Origin of the sequence: Thalassospira lohafexi (assembly GCF_002844275.1) — a bacterium.
GTDB lineage: Bacteria > Pseudomonadota > Alphaproteobacteria > Rhodospirillales > Thalassospiraceae > Thalassospira > Thalassospira lohafexi.
In genome coordinates this window covers 44,635-59,842 of record NZ_NXGX01000002.1, presented here as the reverse complement: position 1 = coordinate 59,842, position 15,208 = coordinate 44,635, and the positions used below count along the sequence as shown (strand labels likewise).

Below are 15,208 nucleotides of genomic sequence, written 5' to 3'. Positions count from 1 at the left end.
GACCGAAACGGAGACACCGGGAGCATGGTGCCTCCGTTCAACGCGGCAGTGGCTAACCGCGCGGGGGGAAATTGGTCCAGTGTGACTGCGACAGCTGCCGATCAAGTTCGGCACGCGTCATCCCGATATCCTTAAGCAAGTGATCATCAAGGTTTTGCAAAGCCTTACGATCACGTGCACGTTCTTGTAAAAGGCGGAACTTCTCGACAACGGAGATGGCAGTACCAATCATCGCTGAACGCCAAGTTACGGTCTTTACCGTCGTGGGGCCGTTCATCACATTGCGATCATCGACCCCGATATTGGAAATTCGAATTGTATCGTTACAATTTACCATATCCATCTCCTATCGGGTAATTGTCTCGATATTGTTTTGTCATTGACATCATCATTGTGTCAATTTAAACATTGTCACCATGACAATATGGCTTCCAAACCTTAAAGATGCCGGTGGTCCTGTTTATCGACAGATCGCACAGGCCATCCGCACGGCGGTCGATGACGGCACGTTAAAGCCGGGCGAACGCTTACCCACACACCGTGACCTCGCCTATCATCTGGGCGTCACCGTCGGGACCATCACCCGATCGTATCGGGAAGCAGAAAGGATTGGGCTTGTTGCCGGGGAAGTCGGACGCGGCACGTATGTTCTTGATAACATTCAGGCCCAACTCGACATGGCGGCAACAACGCCGCTGCCACCGTCATTTACCAACAACATCGGTCCGATGCGCCATGGCACGCCGGAAGTCGAAGTTGAAAACACCGGACCAATCAATTTTCGGATGAATTGTCCTCTGCCGCCGCAGAATGATCACTTGCGCAATACGTTACTTGAAATTGCCCAAACCATGCCGCTTGACGACATGGTTACCTACAAGTCGGAATATGGCATGGCCCATCAGCGCAAGGCCCTTGCGGCTGCGGCTGGGCGACTTGGGCTGGACGATAACCCCGAACGCGTTGTTCCGACAGCTGGCGTGCAACACGGCATGACCGTGTCGTTGCTGGCAACCATTCGCCCCGGTGATCTGGTTCTCTGTGAAGAAATGACCTATCCGAACTTGCGCAGCCTTGCCAATTTGCTGCAATTTCGTCTGCGCGGTGTTGCAATGGATGACGATGGCATCATCCCCGATGTTTTGGAAAACCTGTGCCGCACACACAGTCCGCGCGCTATCTATCTGATGCCAACCCTTCACAATCCGCTGTGCAGCACCATGAGCCAGCAACGTCGCATTGATATCGCCGAAATCTTGCGCAAATACGATTTGACCTTGATCGAAGACGGCATTTACCACTTCCTTGATCCGAACGCCCCGCCCCCGCTTTCATGTTTTGCACCAGAACGCAGCATCTATCTGGATGGTGTATCCAAAAGCATCGGTGGCGGATTGCGCGTTGGTTATATCCATGCACCCGGCGAACTCATCGGCAAGCTGGCAAGTGCCATCCGCGCAACCTGCTGGATGGTTTCAACCATCAACCTTGAACTGGTGTCGCGGATGATCATGGATGGCAGCCTGCAACAATTTGAAGCATGGCACCGTGAAGAAGCGGCCAAACGTCTTGCCATAATCCTTGGTACGCTCAAAGGATACGACATCCGGTCGCACCCGACGAATTATCACATCTGGCTTGACCTTCCTGACCACATTGACCCCGGTGAGCTGGTTATGAACGCCGCCAACAGCGGTGTGTTGTTAACCGCGGCTCAGCAATTTGCTGTCGGCCCGGTCCCGCGTGGGCTTCGCCTGTGCTTTGGGGCCGAAAAGTCGGTTGAGCGGCTCCGTCGCGGGGTTCAAACAATCGACCGGCTGCTTAAAAGTAGCGATTTTGGCAATTCAGTTGTCATGTAATGTGACGTGATGCGGTGTTGCGTGGCGTGGACCTTCGGGCGCACCGCGCCCCCGCCATCACGCACTTAAAGCTTGTTGTTTTGGTCTTTCTTTTAATCGCCGCGATCTTTGGGACGATGGTTTTTGTTGTGATAACAACAATTTCTCCAAGCAGCGCTTGACCACTGTATTGCGTTGCTTCCAAGATATGATGCACGGCCTAAAAGCCCGTCGCCATTTATTATCTTGGGCAGAAGAAAGTCAGCAGATGCCAGTTTCCCGTCTCGACGCAGAAGATTGCGGTTTTCCGCACTTTCGGATTAGAAGCCCACACAAAGACCAAACGCCAAAGATTTTTGATTTTTCATCGCACTACCGTGCCGCAGAGGCCCTGAAATTCGGGCTTTCCATGCAAGAACCCGGGTTCAACATCTTTGTTCTGGGGATTGATCGGGCCGGTCGCATGACCGCGACGCTTGATTACCTGAACAAGGCAATGGAAGAACGCGCGGCCCCTGACGACTGGGTATATCTAAACAATTTCTCACGTACCAACCGGCCCCGCCCCTATGCGATGGCGGCCGGTGACGGTCACAAATTGATGACGGCGATGGAAACGCTGATTTCGCATCTGCGCGAAGCCTTTTCATCCGCCTTCAATGCCCCGGCCCATCTGACCGACACCCAGTCACAAACGGAAGAAGCCCGTGCTCAGGTGCGCGAAAAGTTTGATGCCCTGCGTGAATACGCCCGTGAACGCGACCTTGATGTTCAGGAAAACGAAAAAGGTGTCATGATCGTCGCCCTGAACGAGGAAGGCGAACCGGTATCGCTTGACGAAATCCCCAAGGAACGCCGTCGGAAGGCCGAAAAATCGTTCGAAGACGTCGCCGAAGAAGCCCGCAAAACCCTGCTTTCGACCCGCGACCTTGAAGAACAAATCGCTGACACCCTTGATAGCCTGCGCCGCGATGCCGCAAAGGTGGTTTTGAAACCCCGCATCAAGAAACTCCGCGACAAATTCACAAGCCCCGGCCTGAAGGCATGGTTTGAAGCACTTGAAAAAGACATCCTTGATAATATTGATGCCTTTGAAGAAGAAAGCGATCAACCCGCCATCGAAAGTGGCGATGGCAAGATCCCCGAAACCGTGGATGATCGCTATGCGGTTAATCTTTTAATCGATCATTCACGCGACACCCACCCCGATGTCGTGCTGGAACCAAGCCCAAGCTATGACAACCTTTTCGGGCAAATCCAGTATCGCCCAATGGGGGGTGGGATGCACCCGCATTTCAGCCTGATCAAGCCCGGTGCGCTGCATCGTGCCAATGGTGGCGTTTTGGTTTTGCGCGCCGAATCGCTGCTTGAACATGAAGACAGCTGGGGCTACCTCAAGGCAGCCCTTCGTGACCGCGAAATCCGCATTGAAGAAACCCATAAGGGCGGACCACCGACCGCAGGTGCGCCAGAGCCGCGCCCGATCCCGCTTGATCTTAAGGTCGTGATCGTTGGCGCACCGAAATTCTATTACAGCTTCTTCTCGCTGGATGTGGATTTCCGAAACCATTTCCGGGTCAAGGCCGATATTGACGCAGATATGCCCGCTGCGGGTCGCAACATATCGATCTATACCGGACTCTTGCGCGAGTCCGCCCTGTCACGGTCCGGCATTCCGGTCGATAACGGGGCCATTCGCCAACTTCTTGGTCAAGCCGCCCGTTGGGCAGGCGAACGCGACAAACTGACCGCCCAGATCGAACGGGTGGAAGATGTCGGCACCGAAGCCGGAGCACTTGCCAAAACCGATGGCCGTGACAGCATTCGTGCAGCCGACGTGCGCCGCGCCATTGAAGAACGCCGACACCGCAACAGCCGCCTTGAAGACAAATCCCATGAACGGGTTCAGCGCCGTGAAATCCTGATCGACAGTTACGGATCAGTTGCCGGTCAAGTGAACGCGCTCACCGTTCTGGACTATGGCGATCACGCCTTTGGTCTGCCTGCGCGCGTGTCTGCACGCTCCTATGTCGGAAGTCTTGGTGTTTTAAACATTGAACGCATGGTGGATATGTCGGGTCCGCTTCAGCAAAAGTCGGTTATGACAATCGAAGGGTTCCTGAAATCACGCTTTGCTCAGCAATTCCCACTTTCGTTCGCATGTAACGTCACGTTTGAGCAAAATTACGGCGGTATCGAGGGCGATTCGGCATCAATGGCCGAGCTTTGTGCGATCATTTCGTCGATTGCCAACATTCCGATGCGTCAAAACATCGGCGTAACTGGCTCGATGAACCAGTTTGGCGAAGCTCAGCCGGTTGGCGGTATTTCGCATAAGATCGAAGGTTTCTATCGCATTTGCGCCGATCAGGGCTTTACCGGCGATCAGGGCGTTATCATCCCCCAACCAAACGCCGAAAATGTTGTTCTGCGCGAGGAAGTCGTGCAGGCCATCCGTCAGGGCAAATTCAACATCTGGACCATTGAACACATCAATGATGCAATTGAACTTCTAAGCGGCATGCCATCGGGGGATCGTGCCGACGGGCAATATCCGTCCGAAAGTGTTTACGGCAAGGCCATGGAACGGTTGCGCCAGAATGACATTATATTGCGTGACAGATATGCCTATCCGCCACGGGGAGAGCGTTAAGAGAATGTCAGAACCCACCCGCCATAGACCACATTATGCGAAGCCTGCTTCGCATAACCCTTGCGTGGTTTTATGGCGGGGGTTTCTAAACATCCGCAAAGCCAGCATAATTTCGTTTTCTGTGATGATTATTGCCACTCCACACGCGGCCCTTGCACAGCAAAATTCTGATGATGCACCAATCAGCGGGATTGACGCCATTCCAACAGACCTTCCTGTGCATGCCTCGACTGTGCGCGATCCCAAACAGCCGGTAAGCCTGCTGCCCGGAACCATTCCAATCATCGACTCAGCAGAGTTTGTTGAAGAAATTCCGTCGTTAGCAGCGCAATATCATCAAACAATAAGCGGCACAGCCCCCCGCGCGACCAAGCAGGCCCCTAAGAAACCAAAAGTCTCTTCGGCGCCCCAAAAAACACCGGCAGTCAAACGCCCTGCCCCGATGCAAACTGTGACAGTCGCAGCCACACCGTCACCATCCGTTGAGAACGCGTCACTTGGTGAGACAACGGGCCAGTATCAGATACAACTTGGCGCCTTTCACGACACCATCAGTGCGCAAACATATTGGGCCAGTTTTCGTATCCGCTATCCCGACTTGGCCCAATCCCACCCGCGCGAAATCGCCACGGCGGACCTGGGAAGCAAAGGCATTTTTCATCGCCTTCGTCTGGGAGGCTTTCCCAATCAGGTAACCGCTGATGAAAAATGCCGCCAGCTTATTGCTGACGGCACCGATTGTTTCGCCATCCGTCCGTAAACGATGGCGGGACAAAGTCCCGATTTATTTCGCAGGCACAAGCAGAACGATCTTATCAACAATAAGCGTCGACGCCTCGGTGCAGGTCGTCATCAAGGCTTCATGTCCCGTGACACGAACCTTATCGCCCGGGCGGAATTTCGTTGCCTTGTTCGCCAACGCATACAATGTTCCGTCATCGGCACGGAAAGTTACGCATTCTTGTCCCTGATCGGTAATTTCACCGGCAATGGTGAAATTATTCTTTTGTATAAATGAACAGGCTGACAATACGACTGCAACTGTGAGAATCGCAATTTTCCCTGAAAGTCCTGCCATTAAACCGGTCTTCATTCTTCAATCTCCTGTGTGTGAACGATTGTTCTTCGTCACAAACTCTTTCGTGTCGCGTTAAGGTTCTTGTAACGCAGCCAGCTGTAAAAAGGTATTCATCCTTTTACGGGTTTCGCAATCTGATGTCATGGGTTACCAGACGGGTTATGGAAAAGTCGCAAATCGAATTTCTGACAGAACTTGCTGAAGAATTTCAGCAACAGACTGCGATTAACAATCGCGCGACGGAGGAATCCGAGCAAAGCGACGCACTGTCGACGCTGGTTGATCTGGCGCGTGACATGCAAGCCCGGCTGGACCAGCAGCAAAACCGTATTCGCCAGCTTGAGCTAATGGTCGAAACCGATGAACTCACCGGCCTGTATAACCGTCGCGGCTTTATGCGCCGCACCCGCGAAGCTCTTGCCCGCTCGGCGCGCAGTGGCGAAAAAGGCCTTATGGTGATCGCCGATCTTGATGGTTTCAAACAGGTAAATGACGAGCACGGCCACGCGGCGGGCGACGCAGTCTTGCGTCATTTTGGCCAAAACCTGCGAACTCATACCCGGGCTGATGATTTTGTTGCACGGTTTGGTGGCGACGAGTTTGCCATTCTCATGACCGGAAGCGACCCCGATGCCGCAGAAAAACGCCTTAAACAACTTCAACAGGCAACGGCACGCTTCCCGCTGATCTGGCATGGTACGCCACTTCGTATTCAGGCCAGTTTCGGGTTTTCGGTCTATACCACCAAGAATGATATCTCCGACCTGATAAGCGATGCTGACAAAGACATGTATAAAAACAAGCACGCAGGCCGCAACAATCAAAAACCCGCCCAAACCGATCATAACGCAGCCTGACCCTCCAAGCACGATTTGCGTGTCCTGCCTGAGTGATAAAAATCTTCGTCCCTTCACCGTATTCCATTGCCAAAGCCCCCATATCAAACGTCGAGACCTGACTGATCACACGCGAGAGTCTAGACGTATTGTCCCGTTCAGAAACCTGAGCGGCAATAGTCGAGCATAGCAACTTCTGATATTCTGGGTTTTTGTCTGATTTTTTGGCGAATAATGTGCAAATCCTTCATATCCCCTATAGGATTGTTATTTAATATATACAGGTAGTATCGCACCTAGTTTGATCAGGTGTTTTTTGATGATGGGTCCTCAATGACAGACAGCGTTGGCTATTCAGCGGAAACAAATGACCAGGACCTGTTGGCTGCCATGGCATTTTGCTGGGCAGACATGCTGCTGGAAGTTGATGAAAACGGATATGTGCTGTTTGTTGCTGGTGCAACCGAAAGCCTTTTGGGCTGCACTCCGGATCGTCTGATTGGCGAAGCGCTTGAAAAGCTTGTTGTGAAGTCGGAACGCCCACTGTTGCGGGCTTACCTGCACAGCGGGTCTGGCCTAAAACGGCTCGAAGAGCTTGATCTTGATTTCCAACTGTTCGATGCAGATGGCACTCCGGTACAGGATATCGTGCCGCTGTCACTGAGCGGTTACATGATCGCCAATCCAGCTAGCCGATATTACATTGCAGCACGCCACCGGGCCATCCGCCCGCGTGCGCGCTCGGGCATTGATCGATTGATCTTGCAAAGTGCGGTTCAAGAACAAAAACGCGGATCAGACTCGCTGTCGGCTTCTCGAAATCTTGATCAAATATCGTCGAAATATCACAGCGAAGCACTGGTGGTGCTTGAAAATCTGGCTGCATCGCGATCACAGGCCGAAACAGCCGCAACCAGCGAATTAGCCCATTTGATTGGCATGCGCACCATGCAATCATCGAACTTGTTCGCGTCGGCCAGTACAAGCCCGTCAGACCGGATCCACCCGGTTGATGAACCGATGATCGAACTTGAACGCAGGATCGTTGCCTATGCCAGCGCATTGCGGGTTGATCTGGGTGATGCCACTACGGGTGAAACGACAGATGCGTTATTATCTCTGACCAACGGTATGGCAGAAACCTTCACAAGCAAGCAGAAGACCATATCATCTAACAAGGATATGTTTGGCAGCGACTATGAAAGTGCGCGCAATTTTCATCAGTTTGACGCCACAGAAAACTTTGTCGGTGGCGACAATGATCGTGAAACCAACCTGACGCGCGCGGTCGCCTATGCGCTTAACCGTATGCAGCACCGAAGCCAAAACGATGTATCGGCCGAACGCCTGTCGGCCAGCTTGCCACACCTTATTCAGGAAACATTGAAATCCGTTCGGGCCTTTCGTGAGATCGTTGAAAACGGCTCATTTGCTGTCGCCCTGCAACCGATTGTTCATTTGGGCAGTCAGGAAATGCACCATTTCGAAGCCCTGGCACGCTTCACCAATGGCAGTAGCCCGCTTGCTGTTGATCAGATCATTCACTTTGCCGAGGGCACAGGCCTGATTACAGAATTTGATCTGGCGATGAGCCGCAAGGTTCTCGACCATGTACGCGACACACCTGATAAAATCCCCTATCCGGTCGCGGTTAACCTTTCGGGGCATTCGCTTGAACAAGCTGATTTCTTGCCTGATTTGATCAGCCTTCTCGATCAGTATGATATTAGATCGGAACATGTTCTGTTTGAAGTAACCGAAACATCGCGCATTCGTGGGCTTAAGGACGTGAACAATGGCCTTCAGAAACTGCGCGCACGCGGTCACGAAATTTGCCTTGATGATTTTGGCGCCGGGGCGGCCAATTTTGAATATCTGAGCGCCCTTGACGTCGACATCATCAAGTTTGACGGCGGTGCAATGCGTACAGCGCTTGCCAATCCCAAAGGCCGCGCATTCCTTAAGGCAACGGCCCTTCTTTGCCGTGATCTTGGCATTCATACGATTGCAGAAATGATCCATGATCAGGCCAGTTACGAGATGGTCTGCGAGCTTGGGATTGATTATGGTCAAGGGTATTACCTTGGCCCGCCAGTAACCATTGGCAGTACTCCAACCAACAGCGACCTTGAAATGGGCTCAAGCAATACAGATCACAGTCAAACAGTTTCAGGAGGACGATCATGAACACCCGTCATCCTGCCCCCATCGACCATAATAGTGACGACCTGACAGGTTACGACGCAGAAGTCTTTGCGCTTGATCCAAAGGTGATGGCAGATGCCGAAGCACCAGTGATTGTCATGGACGCGCATGGCGTTCCGTTGTTTGCCAATAAGAATGCGGTTGGTTTTGCCAATGGTATTCGCGACGGGTTGTTTCCCGAAATTTACCAACTGATCCGCCGCGCGTTAACTACACCCGGCGGTGTGGTTGAAATGTTGACCTTTGAAGTTCAGCGCGGCACGGCCACACTTGAGTTAACAGCGCTTCCGACGACCAACAACCATGTGATGCTCCTGCCGCGCGATGTCAGCATGGACCGCAACCTGCGCGAAGCCCTGATTGATTCGCGCCAACGGTATCGCGACATTGTCGAAGTATCGTCCGCATTTGCTTGGGAAACCGACGAAAACGGCAAGTTTATCTTTGTTTCGCCGCGCGGCGCACTTGGCTATCGCGCCGAAGAAATCGTCGACCGCTTTCCACGTCATTTCATTCTTGATATCGCCGATCAGGATGCCGAGCACGTGTTCCGCACCCAGAAGGCCGTGCGCGATGTTCCGGTATGGTTGCGCCGGTCAAACGGCAATGATGCCTGTCTTGCGGTATCGTCAACACCGGTTTATTCGCGCGAAGGAAAATGGATCGGCACCCGCGGTCTTGCGCATGACATCACTGAACAACGCCGCCGCGAAAGCGAAGTGTCAATCGCGCGAAACCGTGATCGACTGATGACCTATATCGTGCGGACCATGCGTGATGAAATTGATCCGCTGATGGTTCTTAAGGGCGCATCAGAGGCCAGCACGCGCGCACTGGCCTGTGCAAATTGTGTCATTTTCAAACGCAATGATGAAACCAACGAACTGGAGATCGCAGCAGGTGATGACAACAAAGACGCAAACGAGATTTCCAGACAGGCACTAGCGAAACTCCAGCAATCGGGCGAAGTTTTCGACGCCCAGATTGACACCTGGCATGTCTTTGCCCTGCCCTGCCACTATCACCAGCGTAACAATGGTGCAGTCATCTTCCTGTTTGATAGTAATCATCCGGACCCCAATGACGGCGAACGTGCGATCATGACGGAAGTTGCTGATCAAATCGGCATCGCCATCGAACAGGCAATTCAGCATGAACGCATTCTGACCTTGTCACGTACAGATGGTATGACTGGACTTCTGAACCGCCGGGCATTCTTTGATGAACTCAAACGCCGTCACAGCCGCCTGCAACGCGACCTTGAGCCAGCATCGTTGATGTATGTCGATATGGACAACTTCAAAATGGTCAACGACATCCACGGCCATCAGGTTGGTGATGAAGCCATTCTGGCCTTAACCAAGGTGCTAGAAGAAAATGTCCGCCCATCAGATCTGGTTGCGCGGCTGGGTGGCGACGAATTTGTCTTATGGCTTGAAGGTGCTGATGTGGCGGCCGCCTCAAATCGTGCCAAGACACTGATGAAAGAAAGCGCCATACTTTCGAAGTATTCCGGTGACAAGGACCATCCGCTGGGCATATCAGTGGGGATTGCCGTGCATGAAGCCGGTTCGAAAGAAGATTTGGAACTCCTTGTGCAGCGTGCTGACCAAACGATGTATCAAGTTAAAAAACTCGGCAAGGGCCGCTTTGGCATTGCATCTGCCCCCGGTACAACCAATTCGGCTAAGATCGAAGATTAGGAGGAATGCCCGATGAAGGGATTTTTGCAGCGGGTATTTACCAAGCGACGCGAAACCCCCATCACCTACGACGAAGCCAAGGAAATGGCGGCAAGTCCCGATGCCGGTGTGCGCGGAACGCTTGCCCAGCGCCATGATACGCGCCCTGAAATCCTGTATTTCCTTGCCAACGACACCGATTCTTCGGTGCGTCGGCATATTGCCGCCAACGAAGCAACGCCGGTACAAGCTGACGTCTTTCTAACCGACGATACAGATGACAGCGTTCGTGGCAGCCTTGCCGAAAAAATCGCCCATCTTTCGGCTGGCCTGACGCCAAACGAAAGCGACAAACTCCGCCGTATGACCTATGAGGCACTTGATAAACTGGCGCGCGATCAGGCCGTCCATGTTCGTCAGGTTATTTCCCAGACACTTAAAGACATCGCCGACGCCCCGCAGCCGATCATTCAGCAGCTTGCGCGTGATGCCGAAAGTGTCGTGTGTGGTCCGGTCTTGCAATATTCGCCGGTTCTAAGCGAAGACGACCTTCTTGAAATCATCGAGGGAAGCTCCGGGCGCGGCGCGCTGAGCTTTGTCTCGCGTCGACGCAATGTCGGCGAAAAACTGGCCGATGCCATTGCTGCGAGCAGTGACAAAGACGCGATTTCGCATCTTTTGGGCAACCGTTCGGCACAAATCCGCGAAGAAACCCTTGATCAACTGATTGACCGTGCCCCCGATTATCCAGAATGGCACCAGCCCTTAGTCGAGCGCCCGGAACTGCCACCAACTGCGGCGGGTAAACTTGCCCGGTTTGTTGCAGAAAACCTGATCAGCGTACTTGAACGGCGCAAGGACCTTAAGAAAGATCAGCTTGAGGCCGTGCGCGAAGTCGTCCAGCGCCGAATTGCATCTGGCGAGTTCGAAAAACGCGAAGCACCCGCCGAAGAATCCAAGAAGAAAGCCAAAAAAGGCGCACCAGCTGAACCGACCAAAGGCAAAGCCGATGGCAAGGATGCGGCGACGGCAACGGCTGCTGCCGGAGAAGAGGAAGAAGAACCCGCCTACGACAAGGCGGTTGCGATGCATGCCAAAAAGAAGCTGACCGACAAGGAAGTCGCCAAAGCTCTTGCCGCCAATGATGTTAAATTCGCCCGTGCGGCCCTTTCCGTTCTTGCCGGCATTCCCCCGGAAGCTGTGACAAAGGTGCTCAACACGCATTCGGCCAAAGGGGTTGTGGCCCTGACATGGAAAGCCGGGTTGCCTGCCGACCTTGCGGTTAAAATTCAGGTCAAACTGGGCCACGTCCCACCAAGTCAGACGCTTAATCCACGCAACGGCAATCAATATCCGCTTAGCGAGGATGACATGAACTGGCAACTGGAATTCTTTACCGGGATGACAACGACCGGTTTGCGCTGATCCCTAACAATAAGCGCTATTCCCACACCCATATCAATGTATCAGAAAGCAGATTACGCCGGGCGTTCCATACAAATGTGAGGAATGCCGTCTTCCTCGTACTCATTGCCAAACTGAATAAAGCCAACGTCTTGGTAGAACTTCTTTAGATACAGCTGCGCATTAAGATAGATCGCCTTGCCGGAAAACTTTTGATCGCAATGGTCAATCGCATGGATCATCAATTGGCGCCCCATCCCCTTCCCGCGTAAAACTTCACTTGCCACAACACGGCCAATCGCAGGTCGGTCGCCTTGTTCTACATGATCAGGATCAATGCCCGGTCCAACAATGCGAACGGCGGCGAGAACAGTCTCACCATCAAGGGCGATGATGTGATCGCACAGCGGATCAAGACCATCAATCTCGGGGAAAATGCATTCCTGCTCGATGATAAAGATTTGCTGGCGCAACTTTAGCAGGCTGTAAACCTGATGCGGGGTCATCTCGTCAAAACGACAGGAAACCCATGTCAGTTTTTGTGGGGCGTCTTGCATGGAAACCGTCTTTCTTAAGGGCATCGTGGCATTGTCAGACAGATGCAAATAGATGCTTAGCATCGATGGTATTGTTCGCCCTCGGATCAGGGCGCGACTTTTTCAATATGATAGATGAAAACGTCATCGGATTTCTCGGACGATCGCAACCGATTTCCGGTCATCTCACAAAATGCTTTCATATCCGCCACCGATCCGGGGTCTGTGGCCATAACCTTAAGCATACCGCCCGCTGGAACATCCCGGAGGGCTTTTTTCGCCTTGAGTACGGGCATCGGGCAAATCAAGCCCCGCGCATCCAAAATTACATCAAAATCATCACTTGAAGATGTCGACATGAAGGACCTTATAAAAAAAGCGGTTTCTGTGTGATAAAGCGCCAATTGGCGATTGTTGCATTTGCACAATATGTTAGACTGAATAATAACAATCAATCAAACGCTGTTAGCCTCCCCAAGATGCAAATCTATCTCCCGATTGCCGAAATATCGGTAAATATATTCCTTATTCTGGGACTGGGCGGCGGTGTAGGCTTTTTGTCTGGCCTGTTTGGCGTCGGCGGCGGCTTCTTGATTACGCCGCTTTTGATTTTTTATGGCATCCCCCCGGCAGTATCCGTTGCCACGGCAGCAAACCAGATCGTCGCATCGTCAGTATCAGGTGTTTTCGCCCATTGGCGGCGCGGCAATGTTGATCTGAAGATGGGGCTGGTTCTGCTGGTCGGCGGCATCTTCGGATCAACGGTTGGCGTCTGGGTCTTTGCCTGGTTGCGATCACTCGGGCAGATCGATCTTGTGATTTCGCTTTGCTATGTGATCTTCCTTGGCATCATTGGCGGCATGATGCTGTTTGAGGCATCACGCGCCATTTTTCGCACGCGCCGCAAAGGTGGTGGTATCCGCCGCCGTAAAAAACACCAGCACAGCTATATTCATGGCCTGCCGTTCAAAATGCGGTTTTACCGTTCGGGCCTTTACATCAGTGCGCTTTTACCCCTTGTCATTGGATTCTTTGTCGGCATGCTGACGGCCCTGATGGGGGTTGGCGGCGGCTTTGTCATGGTGCCTGCCATGATTTACCTTCTTGGTATGCCGACCGGTGTTGTGATTGGTACATCGCTTTTCCAAATCATCTTTGTCACTGCAAACGTCACATTCCTGCAGTCGATCCAGACTCAAACGGTTGATGTCGCCCTTGCTACCCTGCTTTTGATTGGTGGGGTGATTGGCGCACAGTTTGGCGCGCGGTTTGGATCGCGCCTGAAGGCAGAACACCTTCGTGCACTTCTTGGTTTGCTTGTGCTATCGGTCTGTCTCAAACTGTTGTTTGATTTGGTGATCGAACCAAGCGAGCTCTATTCGATCATGCCGGGGAACCTGTGATGTCATTTTCCCCGCACATGTTTCGCATCGCATTCATGGCTGCTGTTACCGTCATCTCGGCGACCTTACCGCTTAAGAACAGCTGGGCCGATGCGCTGGTGGTGGATTTGTCAAACCACCTTGTTGCCATCACAACCGGCTTTACCGGCACCGATGTTCTGCTGTTTGGTGCGGTTCAAAACGAAGGCGACATTATCGTCACTGTGCGCGGCCCCGATCAGGATATGGTCGTGCGGCGCAAGGAACGCACTGTCGGAATATGGGTGAACCGCGAAAGTGCAACCTTCAAAAACGTTCCGACATATTACGCCAGTGCATCAAACCGACCGATGGACATTATTGCCAACGATAATGTGCTCAAAGATTATCGTATTGGTCTGGAACATCAGCGCTTTATCGCAACCACCGACATCACGGAAGTCGACCAGAAAGCCTATCGCGAAGCACTCGTACGTAACATGCAAAACGTTGGCTTGTTTAACCAGCGCCCGGCAAAAATCAGCTTCTTGTCAAACCAGCTGTTTCGAACCGACATCCATTTCCCGGCCAACACACCGACCGGCACCTATATGATCAATGTCTATTTGATCCGAGACGGACGCATTGCCAGTGTCAAAACAACCCCGTTGGTGGTTTCTAAAACCGGGGTCAGCGCAGAAGTCTATGACTTTGCTCACCGTTACTCGGCACTTTACGGCATCATTGCCGTGATCATTGCTGTGATTTCGGGCTGGGTCGCAAGCGTCGCCTTCCGCAAGGGATAATTTCCCAAACCGTCACCGGATAAGGCCAACGTCTCCGTTTGTCCGCTTTCAAAATAGAGATTTGTGCGTGCGCAGCAATTTTCCCGCACCTGCTCAATAGATAATTCTTTGCCCGACGGGCTAAAAAACAGCTTGGAAACAGGCCTCGAATTACGGCACACTTTATGAAACAGGCCAATGACGCTGTCCCACACTCAGTGCCATGATTGCCGATCGGGTAAACTAATCAGGGCTTACATATGACTTCACACGATGCCGATGCGGAACTGCGCACATCAACAAACCGAACGTTTCTTGTTGTGGTTGATGACAGTGACGAGATGACCAAGGCACTTCGTTATGCCTGCCGCCGTGCGCAACATACGGGCGGTCGCGTTGCGTTATTGAGTGTTATTGAACCTGCAGAATTTCAGCACTGGGTTGCTGTTGGCGACCTGATGAAGGAAGAAGCCCGCGAGGAGGCAGAAGCCCGCGTCAATGAACTGGCCGCCTATGTCCATGAACAAACCGGCGCCATGCCGCTTCTGTTTATCCGCGAAGGCCGCCTGAAGGATGAATTGCTGACGTTGCTTGAAGAAGAAGAACAAATTTCCATTCTTGTTCTCGCAGCTGGCACCAATTCCGAGGGCCCCGGCCCGCTTATCACTGACCTGACCAAAAGCGACACGGTTGGCCAGCTGCGGTTGCCATTAACCATCGTCCCTGCCGCCCTGTCAGAAGCAGACATCGATGCCTTAAGCTAACGCAAGCTTTTGCTGAAAACCTTGATGAAACATCAAATCAACCGGCCGCCTATCCTCAGACATCGG

The 15,208-nt window shown here is 52.6% G+C and carries 14 protein-coding genes; 10 read left to right on the top strand and 4 right to left on the bottom strand.

Annotation, left to right across the window (positions count from 1 at the left end):
- Positions 1-52: 52 nt before the first annotated feature.
- The gene (locus tag COO92_RS04050; RefSeq protein WP_101300159.1) at positions 53-337 is read right to left on the bottom strand and encodes a DUF1127 domain-containing protein; all 285 of its coding nucleotides are present in this window, start codon (positions 335-337) and stop codon (positions 53-55) included.
- Positions 338-416: 79 nt separating this feature from the next.
- Here COO92_RS04050 and COO92_RS04045 point away from each other — a divergent pair, with 79 nt between their 5' ends.
- The 3 genes from COO92_RS04045 (at position 417) to COO92_RS04035 (ending at position 5,251) form a co-directional block, all read left to right on the top strand.
- Positions 417-1,859, top strand: coding sequence for an aminotransferase-like domain-containing protein (locus COO92_RS04045; RefSeq protein ID WP_101300157.1), 1,443 nt, complete (start codon positions 417-419; stop codon positions 1,857-1,859).
- A 247-nt stretch (positions 1,860-2,106) separates the two neighbouring features.
- Positions 2,107-4,491, top strand: a complete 2,385-nt coding sequence (locus COO92_RS04040; protein ID WP_101300155.1) for a Lon protease family protein — start codon at positions 2,107-2,109, stop codon at positions 4,489-4,491.
- 124 nt (positions 4,492-4,615) lie between these two features.
- The gene (locus COO92_RS04035; protein ID WP_165792277.1) at positions 4,616-5,251 is read left to right on the top strand and encodes an SPOR domain-containing protein; all 636 of its coding nucleotides are present in this window, start codon (positions 4,616-4,618) and stop codon (positions 5,249-5,251) included.
- Between the two features lie 24 nt (positions 5,252-5,275).
- Here COO92_RS04035 and COO92_RS04030 read toward each other — a convergent pair whose 3' ends face one another.
- Positions 5,276-5,584 carry a DUF5818 domain-containing protein gene (locus tag COO92_RS04030; RefSeq protein WP_101300153.1) on the bottom strand — a complete coding sequence of 103 codons (309 nt, stop codon included), beginning with the start codon at positions 5,582-5,584 and terminating at the stop codon, positions 5,276-5,278.
- A 146-nt stretch (positions 5,585-5,730) separates the two neighbouring features.
- Here COO92_RS04030 and COO92_RS04025 point away from each other — a divergent pair, with 146 nt between their 5' ends.
- The 4 genes from COO92_RS04025 to COO92_RS04010 all read left to right on the top strand — a co-directional run bounded on the left by COO92_RS04025 (position 5,731) and on the right by COO92_RS04010 (position 11,717).
- A complete protein-coding gene (locus COO92_RS04025) occupies positions 5,731-6,426 on the top strand; it encodes a GGDEF domain-containing protein (RefSeq protein WP_101300151.1) in 696 nt (231 codons plus the stop codon).
- A gap of 312 nt (positions 6,427-6,738) precedes the next feature.
- Entirely contained in the window at positions 6,739-8,592 is a 1,854-nt protein-coding gene (locus tag COO92_RS04020; protein ID WP_101300149.1) for an EAL domain-containing protein, read from the top strand.
- Positions 8,589-10,313: a sensor domain-containing diguanylate cyclase gene (locus tag COO92_RS04015; RefSeq protein ID WP_022730594.1), complete on the top strand. Its 1,725-nt coding sequence runs from the start codon at positions 8,589-8,591 to the stop codon at positions 10,311-10,313. Before COO92_RS04020 ends, COO92_RS04015 begins: the two co-directional genes overlap by 4 nt.
- A gap of 12 nt (positions 10,314-10,325) precedes the next feature.
- Complete coding sequence (locus COO92_RS04010; RefSeq protein ID WP_101300147.1) at positions 10,326-11,717, top strand: DUF2336 domain-containing protein; 1,392 nt, start codon at positions 10,326-10,328, stop codon at positions 11,715-11,717.
- A gap of 53 nt (positions 11,718-11,770) precedes the next feature.
- Here the strand turns inward: COO92_RS04010 and COO92_RS04005 are convergent, their stop codons facing one another.
- On the bottom strand, positions 11,771-12,253 hold the full coding sequence (locus COO92_RS04005) for a GNAT family N-acetyltransferase (protein ID WP_101300145.1): 483 nt from the start codon (positions 12,251-12,253) through the stop codon (positions 11,771-11,773).
- 86 nt (positions 12,254-12,339) lie between these two features.
- A complete protein-coding gene (locus COO92_RS04000) occupies positions 12,340-12,687 on the bottom strand; it encodes a sulfurtransferase TusA family protein (protein ID WP_309471169.1) in 348 nt (115 codons plus the stop codon).
- 24 nt (positions 12,688-12,711) lie between these two features.
- Here COO92_RS04000 and COO92_RS03995 point away from each other — a divergent pair, with 24 nt between their 5' ends.
- The 3 genes from COO92_RS03995 (at position 12,712) to COO92_RS03985 (ending at position 15,142) form a co-directional block, all read left to right on the top strand.
- On the top strand, positions 12,712-13,635 hold the full coding sequence (locus COO92_RS03995; protein WP_101300143.1) for a sulfite exporter TauE/SafE family protein: 924 nt from the start codon (positions 12,712-12,714) through the stop codon (positions 13,633-13,635).
- On the top strand, positions 13,635-14,399 hold the full coding sequence (locus COO92_RS03990; protein WP_240626320.1) for a TIGR02186 family protein: 765 nt from the start codon (positions 13,635-13,637) through the stop codon (positions 14,397-14,399). The genes COO92_RS03995 and COO92_RS03990 overlap by 1 nt, the downstream gene beginning before the upstream one ends.
- A 239-nt stretch (positions 14,400-14,638) precedes the next feature.
- Positions 14,639-15,142: a universal stress protein gene (locus tag COO92_RS03985; protein ID WP_022730588.1), complete on the top strand. Its 504-nt coding sequence runs from the start codon at positions 14,639-14,641 to the stop codon at positions 15,140-15,142.
- Positions 15,143-15,208 lie beyond the last annotated feature (66 nt).